We start from the raw sequence: 14996 nt of genomic DNA on the forward strand, positions 1-14996 counted from the left end.
CTTGGAGAAGCCCTTCGATGCTCCTTTGCTGTTTAGTGTTGGCAGATTAACGGACCCCGCCCTAGCGGTCCGAACTTAAACCCCGATCTTTTCCCCTCCCCAATGAAGATCGGGGTTTTTTTTGCGTCTGGAAAAGTGCGGCAGAGGTTTTTGCCTGAACAAGAGCGGTAGCGCTTCGATGGACATGTGCTGCCAGCCTATGGCGCACCCACAATTCAGTGCGCCATGCTCCTGTGCTTATTCCACGTCGTTGGCCGCTTCGTCCTCAAGCAGCCCCAGCCATTGAGCCAACACCTTGTGGGCTTCTTCAATCCCCTGGCGCTTGGGAGCCGAGAACAGCTGTACGCTGGCGTTGTCGCCCCAGCCTTTCTTGATGTCGCGCTGCACCTTGAGCAGTGCATTCTTGGCTGCGCCAAAAGCCAGCTTGTCGGCCTTGGTCAACAGAACATGGATCGGCATGTGGCTTGCCTTGCCCCAGTCCAGCATCAGGAGGTCGAATTCGGTCAGCGGGTGGCGGATATCCATCAGCAAGACGATACCCACAAGACTCTCACGGCTGCCCAGATAGGCTTCCAGGTGCTGCTGCCAGTGCTGTTTGAGCGGAATCGGGACCTTGGCATAGCCATAGCCAGGTAGGTCGACCAGACGTCTCTCCTCATCCAACTGGAAGAAGTTGAGCATCTGGGTACGGCCAGGGGTTTTGGAGGTACGGGCCAGGCTGGCATGGGTCAGGGTATTAAGTGCACTGGATTTGCCCGCGTTAGAGCGGCCGGCAAAGGCGACTTCGTAGCCAATATCCGGCGGGCACTGGTCCACCCGGGTGGCGCTGATCTGGTAGGTCGCTTGTTGGCAAAGGCCGATAATAGGGTTTTTGAACGTCATAGTAGGTCTCGATGGCGCCGCAGCGCTGCGACTCCCGCTTTCGCTCAGCGGAGCCGTCTCTATAGAATGATGCAGATTCTGTACGCATAGTATGCCTGGGGTTGAGCAGGCTGGCTTGCGTCCCGTACACAGGCGTAATGGATCGACGGATGAAAACACTGATGGTGAGCCTTTTGCTCACCCTGGGAATCAGCATGACGGCCCAGGCCGCAGGCGATGTTGCCGCCGGACAAAGCAAGTCGATGGTCTGTGCTGCCTGCCATGGTCCCGATGGTAACAGCCCTATACCCAATTTTCCCAAGAGTGCCGGTCAGGGCGAGCGCTATCTGATCAAACAGCTCCACGATATCAAGAGCGGCGCCCGGCCCGTGCCTGAAATGATGGCGTTCATGCCAGGCCTGAGCGATCAGGATATAGAAGACCTGGCGGCCTATTTTGCCTCGCAGAAGCCGGTGATCGGTGCCGCTGACCCTGCGCTTGTGGCTGCTGGCGAAGCGCTTTATCGAGGCGGACGTCTGGAAACGGGTCTGCCTGCCTGTACGGGCTGTCACGCGCCGGATGGTGTCGGCAATCGCCAGGCCGGCTTTCCCTTGCTTTCAGGCCAGCACGCCGCTTATACCCTCAAGCAGCTGACCGCTTTTCACGAAGGACAGCGCACCAATGATGGCGAAGCCATGATGATGCGCAGCATTGCCAGCAAGCTGTCTGACCAGGATATTTCAGCCTTGGCAACCTATATTGAAGGATTGCACTAGAGCTGTTTACGGTGCGTCCCATTGGGTGGACGCGTTGAGAAGTTGAATCAAGCCTGAATGTCACGTTAAAAAGCGCCGCAGCAGCCCTCATTTTGGTGGTTATGACCGCTACAATGGCAGACCCCGTCGCATGCTTCGATTGAAGCATGGCTTTATCCGGCGTGGCCTGCCTGCTGCGGGCTTCGCAGCATGGCCTTTCAGCCCAGGAGTAGATTAATGCGTAACCTGATTCTTACCGCTGTATTAGCCTTTTCCGGCCTGTTTGGTACGTTTGCCAACGCCCAGGAGATTGAGGCTGGCAAACAATACACGGAAATGAGCAACCCGGTCCCAGTGGCTACACCGGGCAAGATCGAAGTGGTCGAACTGTTTTGGTATGGCTGCCCGCACTGCTATGCCTTCGAGCCGACGTTGAATGCCTGGGCCAAAAAGCTGCCTGACGATGTGAGTTTCCGTCGCGTGCCGGCCATGTTTGGTGGTGTCTGGAACGTTCATGGCCAGCTGTTCGTGACGCTGGAAGCCATGGGCGTCGAGCAGAAGGTGCATGAGGCGATTTTTGCGACCATTCATAACGGCCAACAGAAGCTGGCCACTCCTGAGGAGATGGCGGACTTTCTGGCTAATCAGGGTGTTGATCGCGAGAAATTCCTGAGCACCTACAATTCCTTCGCCGTGAAGGGACAGGTCGAGAAGGACAAGAAACTGGCAATGGCCTACCAGATCAGCGGCGTTCCGACCATGGTCGTCAACGGTAAATACCGCTTTGACTTGGGTAGCGCAGGTGGTCCGGACCAGGCCCTGCAAGTGGCTGATTTCTTGATCCAGAAGGAACGCGCCGCCAAGTAATACCCTGCCGGGCCTGCCATTCTGGCGGGCCCTTCCAGGCTGCGCTGCTGGCTGGATCTTCTATGCTGCCCAACCAGCTGGCGTAAACCTGTCGTTATTTACAACCTGTATCACACTTCTGCTGTGTACGTTAAAGGCCGGGTTATTTCGGCCGTTACAACTGCCATGAACCTTATCGAAGCGATACAACCTGTGGCGTCTGCTAAAACATGCATAACGCTTTAGATTTACCCATGCTCTTCTCTCGGGGCCTGACATGAGCCAGGACGATCTCGAACGCTGGAAAAACAAGTACCTGGAGGTCGTCGAGCGCCAGGAAGAAGTGGAGGCGCGCTGGGAAGCGCGTCTTGACCTGGTACGCCGCGGCTTGACCCGCACCAGTATCGCAGCCGAAGGCAACGACAAGGCTGTGGATGAGTGTCTCCATGATCTGCGCAATATCCTGCGCCACGAGAATATGGACGACGAGCTCTCGCGCATGATTCCGCGTCTGGAGAAAACTGTACTCGAGTCGGAGCGTCGCCGTAGCGAGCGCGCCGAGCATGCGGCCAAGGCCTTTGCGGACCTGTCTCATATGCTGATGGCGCTACCGCTGCCTCGGGATATCCGCAAGTCGCTGAAGCGCTTTGCCAAGAAGGCGGCCAATTCAGCCGAGCAGCCAGGTGATTTCCCCAAACTGGTGATCGAGTTGAGCCGACTGCAGCGTCAGGCCCTGGAAGCTCAGGCCAATGCCCAGCCCCATAAGCCTGGTTTTCTGGAGCGGCTGCTGGGTAAGGGAAAGGAGGAGGCGCCTGTTGTTGCCAAACCCGTACCAGCCCCGCATGACGAGGCGGATGACGAAGACGACCTGGAGGACGAGCCGGCTTCGAACGCTGCCGACCTGCCAGTGGTTGCGGAGCCCGCTACGCCTGAGCAAGTCGTACTGCCCGTAGCAGAGACGCCTCAGCCCTCGCCTATCACTGTGCCGATCGAGGGAGCCAGCTCTGCGGGCGAGCAGGAACCGCTTGCCAAGCCTATTGCTCAGGCTGAGCCGATTGCTGCCATCGCACCGGATGTACCCAGCGAGACGCCAGCCAGCACACCCGTTGAGGCTGAGGCCGATAAGCTTGAGGTCGCTGAGCCTACAGAAACTGCTATTGAAACCGCTACTGTCGAAGACGAGAAGCCCGCCGAGCTAGAAGCCGCAGTAGAAGAGCCGTCTCAAGTCATGGAAAGTACTGAGGCCGAGCAGTCTAAAATGGCTACGGCTGAAGTTACGTCAGACGAGTCCCATTTTGATCTGCCACCACCGCCAGAGCCTGGATACAGCGCTATCGCTCCGCATATCGAGGCGACGCTGATTCATCTATTGGACGAGCTGCAGCTGCCGGATAGCCACAAACCGCAGGCTGAAGCCTTGCGACAGCGCATGTTCGGACGGTTGAACTGGTATGAGCTGGTGCCGTTGCTGGATGACCTGTCGGGCCTGGTGCTTTCACTCAACGACCAAGGCCATCGCGAGTTCGAGGGCTATCTCAAGCAGCTCAATCAGCGCCTGGACAGCTTCCAGAATCACCTGCAACAGGTCAACGAAGGCCATGACGAGGCTCGTGAGCAAGAGCGCTCCTTCAGCGAAGAGCTCCGTGAGCAGGTCAGCGACCTGCAGACTCATGTGCAGGAAGCCGCTGAGCCGGATAATGTGAAAAAGGCGCTGGAAAGCCGCCTGGATGGCATGCTGACTCACATGGAGCAGTATCAGCAACAGCGTGAGGCGCGCGAGCTGGAAATGGCCGAGCGGCTGAAAACGCTTTCGGAGCGTGTGGTCAGCATGGAGCAGGAGGCCAACGACTATCGCTCCCACGTCGAAGAGCAGCGCAAGAAAGCTCTGACCGATCCGCTGACCGGCCTGCCTAACCGTGCGGCCTGGACCGAGCGCCTGGATGCCGAAGTCTCGCTTTGGCAGCGTTACCATAGCAGTCTGCTGCTGGCAGTGATCGACGTGGATCACTTCAAGCGGGTCAACGATGATTTCGGCCATCTGGCGGGAGACAAGGTGCTCAAGATCATCGGTACCCAGTTGAGCAAGAAGCTACGGCGGACCGACTTTATTGCGCGCTTCGGTGGAGAGGAATTTGTCGTCCTGTTGCCTAACACGTCCATGGAGGAGGGCGAGCCCCTGATTCAGGCGTTACGTGCAGCCATTGAAGCCTGCCCATTTCATTTCAAGGGCGAGCGCGTCACCATAACCTGCTCGGCCGGCCTCACGGCGTTCCAGACAGGCGAAGGCAGCAAGCAGGCTTTCGAACGTGCGGATCAGGCGCTTTACCGCGCCAAGCGCGGAGGGCGGAACCGAATCGAGCTGGCCTGACGGCCTGCCATACCCTACAAAAGTTGTCCGAGGTTCTTGCGTCATGCGTCTGCTACTGCCCTTGTTATTGCTCTTCAGCACCTTGCTCGCCGGTTGTGCCGGCGGGCTTCGCATCAATACGGACCACACGGCCAAGGATCAGGATAGCCGTGTGCAGTACATCGTGCTGCACTACACCGCATCGGACTCGCAACGCTCCCTGGCCATGCTGACCCATGGCGGTGTAAGCGCCCACTACATGATTGACCGGGACGGTACGATCTACCGGTTGGTCGACGAAAATCGCCGTGCCTGGCACGCAGGGGAGAGCGAGTGGGAAGGGCGGACCTGGCTCAACGCGACGTCCATCGGGATCGAGATGGTAAACCTGGGCTTCCGTGACACGCCCACAGGACGTCAGTGGTATCCCTTCACGGAAGAGCAGATCAAGGCGCTTATCCCGCTACTCAAGAATATCCAGCAGCGTCACCACCTGGGGCCGAATGCCGTGATTGGCCATAGCGACATCGCACCGTCCCGCAAGCAGGACCCGGGCCCGATGTTCCCTTGGGCGCGTCTGGCCGCTGCCGGTATCATCAACTGGCCAACCCCGGCCACGGTCGCACAGCGGCAGGCCAGCCTGGGTGGCGTTCTCCCTCCGCCTGCGTGGTTCCAGCAGCAGCTGGCCCGTGTTGGTTATGCCGTACCGCAGACCGGCCTGCTGGACAAGGCGACCCGCGATGTGATTTCGGCCTTCCAGATAAAGTACCGCCCAGGTCGATTCGACGGTGAGCCGGATCTGCAGACGGCAGCCTTGCTGCTCAGCCTGCCAACGGGCCGTTAGCTTCCCTTCGGGTTCGCGTCACGAACCTTGCCTAGCAGGCGCAGCAGCTGCGCCTGCTCATCGGCTTCAAGCGGTGCAAAGACAGCCTCCAACGCCTGCCGACGGGGTGCCTGCGCGAGCGTAAGTGCGTGCCGGCCGGCATCAGTCAGGTGCACTAGGACCGCCCGGCGGTCATCCGGGTGGGGCTCACGGCGAACCAGTCCGTCACGTTCCAGCGCATCAATGGCATCTGTCAGGGTGCGGGGCGCGTGCTTCAAATGTTCCGCAAGCACACCGGGGCGACAGGGGCCTAGCTTATCCAGAAGGCTCATGACCTTATAACGGGCAAACGAGAGCCCCGAGGCTTGCAGAGCGCTATCCAGATGCTGACGCATGCTGCGCTTGATGTCGTGCAGGGCTTCGGCAATTTCAAAAATGGTTGACATGGTGCATCACTTATCTTGAATATAGTGAGGAACCTCAATGAATGGGTCCTCTTTAATGACTGCATCATTTCATAGCCGCACGGCAGATTCCAGTACACGTCACGTTTTTCAGCGCGTCCGCCATGAACTCAAACGTCGCTGGGCCCAGGTCGTACGCCGTGAAAGCCTGGGTGGCGATATGCTGCGCCTGACCTTTGGCGGCCCGGATCTCGCGGATTTCAACAGCCCGGCCTTCGATGACCATATCAAACTGTTTCTCCCAGCCGATGGGGCGCCTATCCGCAGCGTTCCGCTGGATAGACTTGTGGGCCGCCATTACACGCCGCGCCGCTATGACTCTGCTACCGGTGAACTCGACATCGACTTTTACCTGCACGAAACAGGTGTAGTCACCGCGTGGGCTGCCCAGGCCCAGCCGGGTGACGAGATCGTCATTGGCGGTCCCAGAGGCTCGATGCTTCCGCCCAGCGACTTTGACTGGTATCTGCTGGCTGGTGACGAAACGGCCCTGCCGGCCATGGCACGCCGTCTTGAGGAGCTGCCCGCCGACAAGACAGCTATTGCGCTGGTAGAGGTAGCCCGACCAGGCGGCGAAATCCCCTTGCCGAGTCAGGCGGCCGTGACGCTGATCTGGGTCTACCGCGAGACGACGAGTGATTCGCTGGCGGACTCGTTGGCGCGATTGCAACTGCCCGCAGGTGAAGGCTACGCCTGGATCGCCAGTGAAGCCGGTGCTGCCCGCGCCGCTCGGCAGGTGATGATCGAACAGCACGGACTGCCTCGCGAATGGGTCAAGGCAGCCGGCTACTGGAAGCGCGGCGAAAGCGATCAGCACGTGAAGCTTGAAGATTGAACACAACTACCTCTTCCTCAGCCCCGGCGGGCACTGATGGCCTGCCAACGCCCCGGCGCTATCAGGCCATTGCGGCGCTGCTGGCGGCCATCAGCATGACAGTTCTGGATTCGGGTATTGCCAATCTGGCGCTGCCTACCATTGCCCAGGCACTTGATGTTTCCGCCGCGCAGTCAGTCTGGATCGTCAGTGCCTATCAGCTGGCGCTGGTGGCCCTGCTGCTGCCCTTGGCAGCGTTGTCCGAGCGGATCAGTCTGCGCCGTGTATTCGGCGCCGGGGTCTGTCTGTTCAGCCTGGCGTCGCTCGGGTGTGCCCTGGCGCCGGATCTCTTCTGGCTGGTGCTGGCGCGAGCACTTCAGGGCATTGGGGCTGCTGCCATCATGTGTGTCAGCGCTGGCATCGTAAAGCTGACCTATCCCAGGCATCTGCTGGGACGGGGCATCGGTATCAATGCACTTTGCGTTGCCCTGGGATCAGCCCTGGCACCCAGCCTGGGCGCCGGCATCCTGGCCTTGGGTGGATGGCCCTGGCTGTTTGCGATCAATCTGCCCATAGGACTGGCTGTTCTGATGCTGCTCAAGGCCTTGCCGGATAACCCACGGGCGCAGCGCCGTATCGATCCATTCAGCGCACTGCTCAATGTTGCCTTGTTCTGCGGTGCCATCGGTGGGCTTGAGCGACTGGCAGTAGAGCCCCTGCAAGGTGCTGTGCTATTGCTCGTGGCGGTCGGCTGCCTGTGTGGGTTGCTACGCCGTGAACGGGGTCAGACGGCGCCGCTGCTGCCGGTGGATCTGCTTGAACACTCAGCGTTCCGCCATGCGATCATGGCGTCTATCTGCTCGTTCGCTGCACAAATGCTGTGCTTTCTGGCTATTCCGTTTTACCTGCAGCATCAGCTGGGGCTCACACCGGTACACGTAGCCTTGCTGATGCTGTCCTGGCCGCTGACGGTGGCCGTGGCCGCTCAGGTCGCCGGGCGTCTGGCGGATCGTTACCGCCCCCAGACACTGTGCATGCTGGGTGGATTGGGTATCGCCCTGGGATTGGGAATTACCGCGGTCTGGCCGCTGGCACAAGGGCAAGGCCCACTGGTGGCTTTCATGATCATCGGCGGGCTGGGCTTCGGCTTTTTTCAGGTGCCCAACAACCGGGTCATGCTGACGTCCACGCCGTCTTCCCGGACCGGAGCGACAGGAGGCATGCAGGCGACTGCACGGCAGACCGGCATGGCCCTGGGCGCCGCCGCGCTGGCCATCCTGCTGCATCTGTGGCCGGAGGGAGCGCCTCGTCTGGGATTGGCCCTGGCTTCGGCATTGGGTCTGCTGGCGGCCTGGATCAACTGGCACGTGCCCAAGGAAGACAAGGCATGAAAAAAGCCGCCCGTTGGGCGGCTTTTGCGTTCAGGTCGGCAGGGTCATGAAGAATTGCGTACCCTGTCCCGGTCGCGAGACGACGCCAATGCGCCCGCCATGGAGCTGAATGATCTCCTTGCAGAGCGCAAGGCCAAGACCGGCACCGCCTTTCTTGGAACCAATCTGCACAAACGGCTCGAATACCCGGCCTTGTTGGGCATAGGCGATCCCTTCGCCGTTGTCCTGTACAGCCATGAGCAGGCGATCGTTCTGACGCATGGCCTGAAGCGAAACGCGGCCGCCCGCAGGGGTATGGCGAAGGGCATTGCTGATGAGGTTGTCCAGCACCCGGCCCATTTGTGCCGGGTCCAGCGTGACGCGGGGAAGCGGGGTATGCAGCAGTTCCACCACCAGCTCGACCGACTTGTCCCGAGCGGCATCGGCATGCCGTGCGCGGGCCTGATCGAGCAGCTCGCTGACTTCACTCGGGACTTTCTCAGGACGTTGCAGGCCGCTCTGGTAGCGTGAGAAGTCCAGCAGGTCGTTGATCAGGCGGACCAGGCGATGGGTTTCCTCATCCACTGTCTGCAGCAGATAAGCCTCACGCGAGTCTTCGGGAAACTTCAGGCGCTCCTGCAACAGGGCAAAGGCCATGTGCATGCCGGTTACCGGCGTCCGTAGCTCATGGGAGGCTCGCAGGACGAACTCGTTGCGGACCCGGTCGAAGGCACGCTGCTCGGTCACATCACGCAGGACCATCAAGGCACCAACGCTGCGGCCGTCGGCATGGTTGACCGGCGTGACTGTCCAGGCGAGCAGGCGTGTCTCACCCGCAATATCGATCTGCAGATCTTCCGGGACAGCTTCCAGCGTCTTGCCGGACAGGACACGCTGGACGGCTTCGTCGATATCCGGGCGTTGCAGGGCCGCGCCCAGGAGCTGACCCTGACGCTCGTCATCCCAACCTAGCTGACGGTTCGCCACCGGGTTGGCATGTTCGATATGTCCGAGGTAGTCGAGGATGATCAGGCCGTAGTCGATACTGTCCAGCACCGCTTGAAGACGACGTTGCCCGGCCACCAGGGCCTCGATGTTGGTCTGGCTCAGCTGACGCAGGGACTCCGCCATGGAACCGAAGCGGCGACTTAGCAAGGCCAGCTCGGTCACCTTGGAGGTCGGCAGGGTAATGTCGAAATGCCCTTGGCTGATCTGGTCGGCTGCCTTGGCCAGCGAGTCGATGGGACCGCCAAAGCGACGAGCAATGGTGTTGGCCGTTGCAAATCCAATCCCCAGGATAGCCAGCCCGACGAGCCCCAGCAGGACGGCAATCAGCGTGGCCCGGTTATGGGCGTGTTGCTGGGTACTGTCCATGTCGCTGATAAAGCTGGTCTGCAGGTCATACACCTGATTGCGCAGGCTGTTGACCAAGTCCAGAAAAACCTTGTTTTCCCTGAGCGCAGAGTATCCATCCGGTGGATTGCCCAGCATCTTGTAGTACTGGTTGTACTTGCTCTCGAGCTGACTCAGCTGCTGGATATCGTCCGGATGGCTGACCAGGCTCTGGGTCGTGGCCAGGTAGTTACGAAACTCCTGATCATGATTGCGAAGCTGATTGGCGTCCGGCGCCCCATCCATGAGCGAGTACAGCTCGTTGCTCAGCTCCTGTCGCATGCCCAGTGAGGCATTGATGAACAGCAGCGTGTGCTTGTTGTAGCTCTCCTGGCTATTGGAGAACTGCAGGACACTGACCAACCCGATAATGAGTCCGAGCAGCGCAACGGTAATGAGCGCGGAAATGCTCAGGAACAGGCGTGTCCTAAGTTTTATCGGAAGCTTCATAGCCCGTACTGCTTGCGTTTACGGTAGAGCGTCGACGAGTCGATGCCGAGAATTTTGGCGGCCTGATCCAACGTCTCGCTTGTCGCCATGACCGCCGCAATATGCGCCTTCTCGAGCGCTTCCAGGCTCATGGTCTCACCCACACGCGGAGCGCTACTGGCGGAGCTGGGCTGCTCGGTCAGGCCAAGGTTGGTAACGTCCACCAGATCCTTGCTGCAGATAATGCTGGCGCGCTCGATTACGTTGCGCAGCTCGCGGACGTTGCCGGGCCAGTCATACTTGCGCAGCGCTTCCTTGGCTTCCTCACTGAATCCATGGGCCGGACGGCCATAGTCCTTGACGAAGCGGGCCAGGAAACGCTCGGCCAGATCAATGATGTCTTCCTTACGCTCGCGAAGCGGCGGCAGGGTCAGCACGATGACGTTCAGGCGGTAGAGCAGGTCTTCGCGGAACTCACCTTCCGCCACCATCTGCTCGAGGTTGCGGTTGGTCGCGGCAAGAATGCGTACATCGGCACGGCGCGTGACCGGATCGCCCACCCGCTCATATTCCTTATCCTGGATGAAGCGCAGCAGCTTGGGTTGCAGGGCAAGCGGGAAATCACCGATTTCGTCGAGAAACAGAGTACCGCCATCGGCTTGGCTGACGCGACCCAGGGTGCTTTCACTGGCTCCGGTAAACGCACCGCGGGTGTGGCCAAACAACTCGCTTTCCATCAGGTCGGCGGACAGGGACGGGCAGTTGATGGTGACAAAGGTTTTCTTGGCGCGGCGGCTCCAGGCATGGATGGAGCGGGCCAGCTCACCCTTGCCGGAACCGGATTCGCCCAGAATAAGAATATTGGCGTCGGTCGTAGCGACCTGTCGGGCCGTTTCCAGTATCGACATCATGGCCGGACTACGGGATTCCAGACCCAGGCTGGACTTGCGTACTTCACCTTCGAGCGCTTCAAGGCGAGCGGACAGCTGGCGAAACTCCAGCTGCTTGGCCGCGGCCATGCGCAGCTGATCAGGGCTGCAAGGTTTAACCAGGTAATCGGCAGCACCAGCCTGCATGGCATCGACCGCTGTATCCACCGCCGAATGGGCGGTAACGATGACTACCCGCATCCAGGGTGCCTGGATACGCATCTGTTGCAATACATCCAGACCGTTGTCCTCGCCCAGGCGTAGGTCGAGAAAACAAAGGTCGTATACCTGTCGTAGCAGCAGGGCTTCGGCCTGAGCGGCCGAGTTGGCCGTAGCGACACTATAACCAGCATCTTCAAGGCAGAAACGGAAAGTACGCAGGATCGCTGCCTCGTCATCGACGAGAAGAATCCTTCCGCTCGGTTGATCCATGGAATGTTCTCCGTAGGTACATCCCGCACCTATATAAACAGAAGGGGGCGGGAGGTCTGTGCCTTAGTCAGTTGTAAGTCGTGCAAGTTGCAATATGCACGACAAACGATGCAAGTCTTTTGATGAGATGTCATGACGCGCTGACAGGGGCAGATGGAGGAGGGGCCATGCAAATTGCAGGGAAGCCTCGAAAAACACCAGCCTTACTACCGATCCGGCCAGGAATTCGGTACAGACAACGAGGCACTGACGCTGAGGTTTCGCCTTTTCCTTTAAGGAAGGCAACACAAGTAGAGGCCGCTTGGCTTGAGAAGTTCGCCAGAACGGTCAGTTTTTCTCTATAGGCATCATGCAAAACGCAATGCTTGAAACCCTGCATCTTGCAGTATGCAAGCGGCAGAAAGCGGATCTAATTTTTAACTTATTGATTTTAAATGATTTTTTTTATTCAAAAACTTGGCATGCCGTCTGCAATATATCTTGCATAGAGCCTGAAACGGCCAATAACAGTTGAAGGAGTAAACCCATGGTCAGCCAGATTGCACGTAACAATATGATCTGTTCGGCATTCTTCGCAGGTGTAGCAGCAGTGCTGTTCACCACGGGCCATACCTCTACTCCTGTTGCTGCTCCGCAAGCCGTACCTCACATTGAAGTGAAGGCACCGGCGGCCAAGCCTCTGGCAAGCCATGTAAGCGTCGAGCAGCAAAAAGCCATTCCGGCTCAATCTACTGTTGACCGTTTCCCCCGTCAGACTCGCTGGGTTTTCTAAGGAGACGCTTGCGATGTCCGGGACCTACACAACCTTCGCTTTGACCTTCGCCAGCGCGATAGTTCTATTGGGCCTTGTAGCCAGCATGATTTTGATCGGCCGTGCGTTAAAACAGACGGATAGCCGGAACACACGCGATTTAGAAGTATCCATACCGAGGAGCCTATCTTTCTCGGAAAGCGGTGCCAGAGAGTCTCGGATAAGACAGTCGGCCTGGCCTGAGAAAGTAAGTGTGTCTCGATAATCAACTAGAAATCCAAACTAGAAACCAGAGAAAAGTAAGACGAGGAGAATCATCATGCTGAGCTGGGCTATCACGTTTCTAATCATCGCTATCATTGCAGGTGTTTTGGGCTTCGGCGGCATCGCCGGTACAGCAGCAGGTATTGCCAAGATCCTGTTCGTTCTGTTCCTGATCCTGTTTGTGGTGTCCTTCTTCTTCGGTCGCCGCCGACCCTGACACGGGGCCTGCGATTGTCATCAAATCGTAGCCGTAGGCCGGTTTAATGACCTGACCGAACACACGCCCCGACTTGTCGGGGCGTTTAGGCCAAGGGGCTTGGGTGCTTTGCGGTAAGAGGAGCATCCTCAGGGTACAGGGAGTACCTTCGTCGTTACGAGCCAGGCTGGACGATATATCCCCCAGACGTTTTGGGCCTCGACCGTGGGTCTTGAGGACTAAAACGCCTGGGGGACATAATTTTTGGGTTACTGCATTTTTACCGCCAGCTTGGCGACATGCTCGCCCTGATGGCTCGCCAGTTGTAGTTCCTTGGCGCTGGGCAATCGAGAGCCATTGGCTCCTGCCAGCGTGGCTGCGCCGTAAGGCGAGCCTCCCCTCACTTCAGTAATATCCGCCAGCATGGGGTCGGTATAAGGCATACCGACAATCAACATGCCATGGTGCGCCAGCGTGTTCCAGAAGGACGTAATGGTAGTCTCACTACCGCCCCCGGTTCCCGTCGAAACGAACACACTGCCCAGCTTGCCCACCAATGCACCCTTGACCCACAGACCGCCCGTCTGATCGAGGAAGGTGCGCATCTGGCCCGCCATGTTGCCGAAACGGGTTGGTGTTCCAAAGATGATTGCATCGTAGTCAGCCAGCTCTTGAGGCGTGGCGACTGGCGCTGCCTGATCAAGCTTGGCGCCAGCATTGCGGGCCACGTCTTCAGGCATGGTTTCGGGGACGCGCTTGATCGTCACTTCAACGCCCGGTACTCGTCGCGCACCTTCTGCCATGGCTTCAGCCAGGCGCTCGATATGTCCATACATGGAATAGTACAGAACCAGAACTTTCTTCATGTCGTCTCCTTGGTTAAAACAGAGGGCCGAGTGACGGCCTTTTGATAGCTTAAGAAAGGACAACAGCGGTCAGGAATCGTCGGCAGGTTTCTCTTCCTGAACCATCTCAATTCTGATTGATACCTATCGACGCGTTCGACTTTTTACAGGCGCAGGGCTGCTCGACCTTCGCCATCGGGAGTCAACCCTCGTATCATCCCCGGCTGGTTTCGGGGAGATGCATCATGCTGAACGGGTTATGGCTGGGCTTTTTCATCGTGGCGGCGATCAGTGCGCTGGGACGATGGTTGATCGGAGACGATGCAGGCGTGTTTGCAGCCATGGTCGAGAGCCTGTTTGCCATGGCCAAGCTGTCGGTAGAGGTGATGATCCTGTTATTCGGCACACTGACGCTCTGGCTGGGTATCCTGCGTATTGCCGAGAAGGCCGGGCTGGTCGAAAAGCTGGCTTATGTCCTTGGGCCGCTGTTCCGCCGTTTGATGCCGGAAGTACCTGCCGGCCACCCGGCGCTGGGGCTGATCACGCTCAACTTTGCAGCTAACGGCCTGGGGCTCGATAATGCGGCTACGCCCATTGGCCTCAAGGCCATGCGGGCTTTACAGGACCTGAACCCCAAGCCGGAAACGGCCAGTAATGCACAGATTCTATTTCTGGTGCTCAATGCGTCCTCCCTGACATTACTGCCCGTCACTATCTTCATGTATCGCGCCCAACAGGGTGCGCCTGATCCAACCCTGGTCTTTCTGCCTATCCTGCTGGCGACCAGTGTCTCCTCGCTGGTCGGGCTGCTATCCGTTTCATTCATGCAACGGCTCAAGCTGTGGGATCCGGTCGTCCTGGCGTGGCTGGGTGGCGGCGCACTGCTTTTGGGCGGCTTCATGAGCATTCTGGTCACCTTGTCGGCAACGGCCCTGGCGGCATTGTCGTCGCTATTGGGTAATCTGGTGCTGTTCGGCCTGATCCTGATGTTCCTGATCTTTGGCGCGCTCAAGCGGGTGCCGGTTTACGAAACCTTTGTCGAGGGTGCAAAAGAAGGGTTCGAGGTTGCCAAGAACCTGTTGCCCTATCTGGTTGCCATGTTGTGCGCGGTGGGCGTGTTACGGGCATCAGGCGCACTGGAAATCATTCTTGACGGTGTTCGCCATGCCGTGGGCTGGCTGGGTTGGGATACCCGCTTCGTCGATGCGCTGCCTACAGCACTGGTCAAGCCGTTTTCGGGCAGCGCCGCCCGCGCCATGCTGATCGAGACGATGCAGGCCAAAGGCGTGGACAGTTTTCCAGCCCTGATTGCGGCCACTGTCCAGGGCAGTACCGAGACGACCTTTTATGTGCTGGCTGTCTACTTCGGTTCGGTAGGAATCCAGCGGGCTCGCCATGCTGTCGGATGCGCACTGTTGGCCGATGGCGCCGGGGTGCTGGCGTCCATCCTGGTCTGCTATTGGTTTTTCGGCTGAGTC

The 14996-nt window shown here is 58.8% G+C and carries 14 protein-coding genes; 9 read left to right on the forward strand and 5 right to left on the reverse strand.

The window, feature by feature from the left end; all coding sequences use genetic code 11:
- Positions 1–237 precede the first annotated feature (237 nt).
- On the reverse strand, positions 238–882 hold the full coding sequence (gene yihA / locus HMPREF1487_RS10150) for a ribosome biogenesis GTP-binding protein YihA/YsxC (protein ID WP_010796552.1): 645 nt from the start codon (positions 880–882) through the stop codon (positions 238–240).
- Between the two features lie 149 nt (positions 883–1031).
- On the opposite strand from yihA, the gene HMPREF1487_RS10155 reads away from it, so the two are divergent.
- The 4 genes from HMPREF1487_RS10155 (at position 1032) to HMPREF1487_RS10170 (ending at position 5653) form a co-directional block, all read left to right on the forward strand.
- Positions 1032–1637: a c-type cytochrome gene (locus HMPREF1487_RS10155; protein ID WP_010796553.1), complete on the forward strand. Its 606-nt coding sequence runs from the start codon at positions 1032–1034 to the stop codon at positions 1635–1637.
- Between the two features lie 216 nt (positions 1638–1853).
- A complete protein-coding gene (locus HMPREF1487_RS10160) occupies positions 1854–2483 on the forward strand; it encodes a thiol:disulfide interchange protein DsbA/DsbL (protein WP_010796554.1) in 630 nt (209 codons plus the stop codon).
- Between the two features lie 256 nt (positions 2484–2739).
- A complete protein-coding gene (locus HMPREF1487_RS10165; protein ID WP_010796555.1) occupies positions 2740–4830 on the forward strand; it encodes a GGDEF domain-containing protein in 2091 nt (696 codons plus the stop codon).
- A gap of 43 nt (positions 4831–4873) precedes the next feature.
- On the forward strand, positions 4874–5653 hold the full coding sequence (locus HMPREF1487_RS10170) for an N-acetylmuramoyl-L-alanine amidase (RefSeq protein ID WP_010796556.1): 780 nt from the start codon (positions 4874–4876) through the stop codon (positions 5651–5653).
- Here HMPREF1487_RS10170 and HMPREF1487_RS10175 read toward each other — a convergent pair.
- Positions 5650–6078, reverse strand: coding sequence for a MarR family winged helix-turn-helix transcriptional regulator (locus HMPREF1487_RS10175; protein ID WP_010796557.1), 429 nt, complete (start codon positions 6076–6078; stop codon positions 5650–5652). The two genes, HMPREF1487_RS10170 and HMPREF1487_RS10175, sit on opposite strands and share 4 nt — an antisense overlap.
- 55 nt (positions 6079–6133) lie before the next feature.
- Between HMPREF1487_RS10175 and HMPREF1487_RS10180 the strand changes: the two genes are divergently transcribed.
- Positions 6134–6931, forward strand: coding sequence for a siderophore-interacting protein (locus HMPREF1487_RS10180; protein WP_037029906.1), 798 nt, complete (start codon positions 6134–6136; stop codon positions 6929–6931).
- Positions 6928–8301: an MFS transporter gene (locus HMPREF1487_RS10185; RefSeq protein ID WP_010796559.1), complete on the forward strand. Its 1374-nt coding sequence runs from the start codon at positions 6928–6930 to the stop codon at positions 8299–8301. The genes HMPREF1487_RS10180 and HMPREF1487_RS10185 overlap by 4 nt, the downstream gene beginning before the upstream one ends.
- Before the next feature lie 30 nt (positions 8302–8331).
- Here the strand turns inward: HMPREF1487_RS10185 and HMPREF1487_RS10190 are convergent, their stop codons facing one another.
- Entirely contained in the window at positions 8332–10122 is a 1791-nt protein-coding gene (locus tag HMPREF1487_RS10190) for an ATP-binding protein (RefSeq protein ID WP_010796560.1), read from the reverse strand.
- Positions 10119–11462, reverse strand: coding sequence for a sigma-54-dependent response regulator transcription factor AlgB (gene algB / locus HMPREF1487_RS10195; RefSeq protein ID WP_010796561.1), 1344 nt, complete (start codon positions 11460–11462; stop codon positions 10119–10121). The genes HMPREF1487_RS10190 and algB overlap by 4 nt, the downstream gene beginning before the upstream one ends.
- A 526-nt stretch (positions 11463–11988) precedes the next feature.
- Between algB and HMPREF1487_RS10200 the strand changes: the two genes are divergently transcribed.
- Together HMPREF1487_RS10200 and HMPREF1487_RS26765 are read left to right on the forward strand one after the other, a co-directional pair.
- Entirely contained in the window at positions 11989–12234 is a 246-nt protein-coding gene (locus tag HMPREF1487_RS10200; RefSeq protein WP_010796562.1) for a hypothetical protein, read from the forward strand.
- A 298-nt stretch (positions 12235–12532) separates the two neighbouring features.
- Positions 12533–12694 (forward strand): DUF1328 domain-containing protein, encoded by a 162-nt coding sequence (locus HMPREF1487_RS26765; RefSeq protein WP_010796564.1) that lies wholly within the window; start codon positions 12533–12535, stop codon positions 12692–12694.
- A 248-nt stretch (positions 12695–12942) separates the two neighbouring features.
- Here HMPREF1487_RS26765 and wrbA read toward each other — a convergent pair whose 3' ends face one another.
- Entirely contained in the window at positions 12943–13539 is a 597-nt protein-coding gene (wrbA, locus tag HMPREF1487_RS10215; protein WP_010796565.1) for an NAD(P)H:quinone oxidoreductase, read from the reverse strand.
- 224 nt (positions 13540–13763) lie between these two features.
- Here wrbA and HMPREF1487_RS10220 point away from each other — a divergent pair, with 224 nt between their 5' ends.
- Positions 13764–14993, forward strand: a complete 1230-nt coding sequence (locus HMPREF1487_RS10220) for a nucleoside recognition domain-containing protein (RefSeq protein ID WP_010796566.1) — start codon at positions 13764–13766, stop codon at positions 14991–14993.
- Positions 14994–14996 lie beyond the last annotated feature (3 nt).

Source organism: Pseudomonas sp. HPB0071 (assembly GCF_000478505.2).
Classification (GTDB): Bacteria; Pseudomonadota; Gammaproteobacteria; order Pseudomonadales; family Pseudomonadaceae; genus Chryseomonas; species Chryseomonas luteola.

What these genes read in the sequence shown, in the direction of transcription:
- yihA (WP_010796552.1), bottom strand. Translation starts at nt 882, where the DNA reads ATGACGTTCAAAAACCCTATTATCGGCCTTTGCCAACAAGCGACCTAC.
- HMPREF1487_RS10155 (WP_010796553.1), top strand. Translation starts at nt 1,032, where the DNA reads ATGAAAACACTGATGGTGAGCCTTTTGCTCACCCTGGGAATCAGCATG.
- HMPREF1487_RS10160 (WP_010796554.1), top strand. Translation starts at nt 1,854, where the DNA reads ATGCGTAACCTGATTCTTACCGCTGTATTAGCCTTTTCCGGCCTGTTT.
- HMPREF1487_RS10165 (WP_010796555.1), top strand. Translation starts at nt 2,740, where the DNA reads ATGAGCCAGGACGATCTCGAACGCTGGAAAAACAAGTACCTGGAGGTC.
- HMPREF1487_RS10170 (WP_010796556.1), top strand. Translation starts at nt 4,874, where the DNA reads ATGCGTCTGCTACTGCCCTTGTTATTGCTCTTCAGCACCTTGCTCGCC.
- HMPREF1487_RS10175 (WP_010796557.1), bottom strand. Translation starts at nt 6,078, where the DNA reads ATGTCAACCATTTTTGAAATTGCCGAAGCCCTGCACGACATCAAGCGC.
- HMPREF1487_RS10180 (WP_037029906.1), top strand. Translation starts at nt 6,134, where the DNA reads ATGACTGCATCATTTCATAGCCGCACGGCAGATTCCAGTACACGTCAC.
- HMPREF1487_RS10190 (WP_010796560.1), bottom strand. Translation starts at nt 10,122, where the DNA reads ATGAAGCTTCCGATAAAACTTAGGACACGCCTGTTCCTGAGCATTTCC.
- algB (WP_010796561.1), bottom strand. Translation starts at nt 11,462, where the DNA reads ATGGATCAACCGAGCGGAAGGATTCTTCTCGTCGATGACGAGGCAGCG.
- HMPREF1487_RS10200 (WP_010796562.1), top strand. Translation starts at nt 11,989, where the DNA reads ATGGTCAGCCAGATTGCACGTAACAATATGATCTGTTCGGCATTCTTC.
- HMPREF1487_RS26765 (WP_010796564.1), top strand. Translation starts at nt 12,533, where the DNA reads ATGCTGAGCTGGGCTATCACGTTTCTAATCATCGCTATCATTGCAGGT.
- wrbA (WP_010796565.1), bottom strand. Translation starts at nt 13,539, where the DNA reads ATGAAGAAAGTTCTGGTTCTGTACTATTCCATGTATGGACATATCGAG.
- HMPREF1487_RS10220 (WP_010796566.1), top strand. Translation starts at nt 13,764, where the DNA reads ATGCTGAACGGGTTATGGCTGGGCTTTTTCATCGTGGCGGCGATCAGT.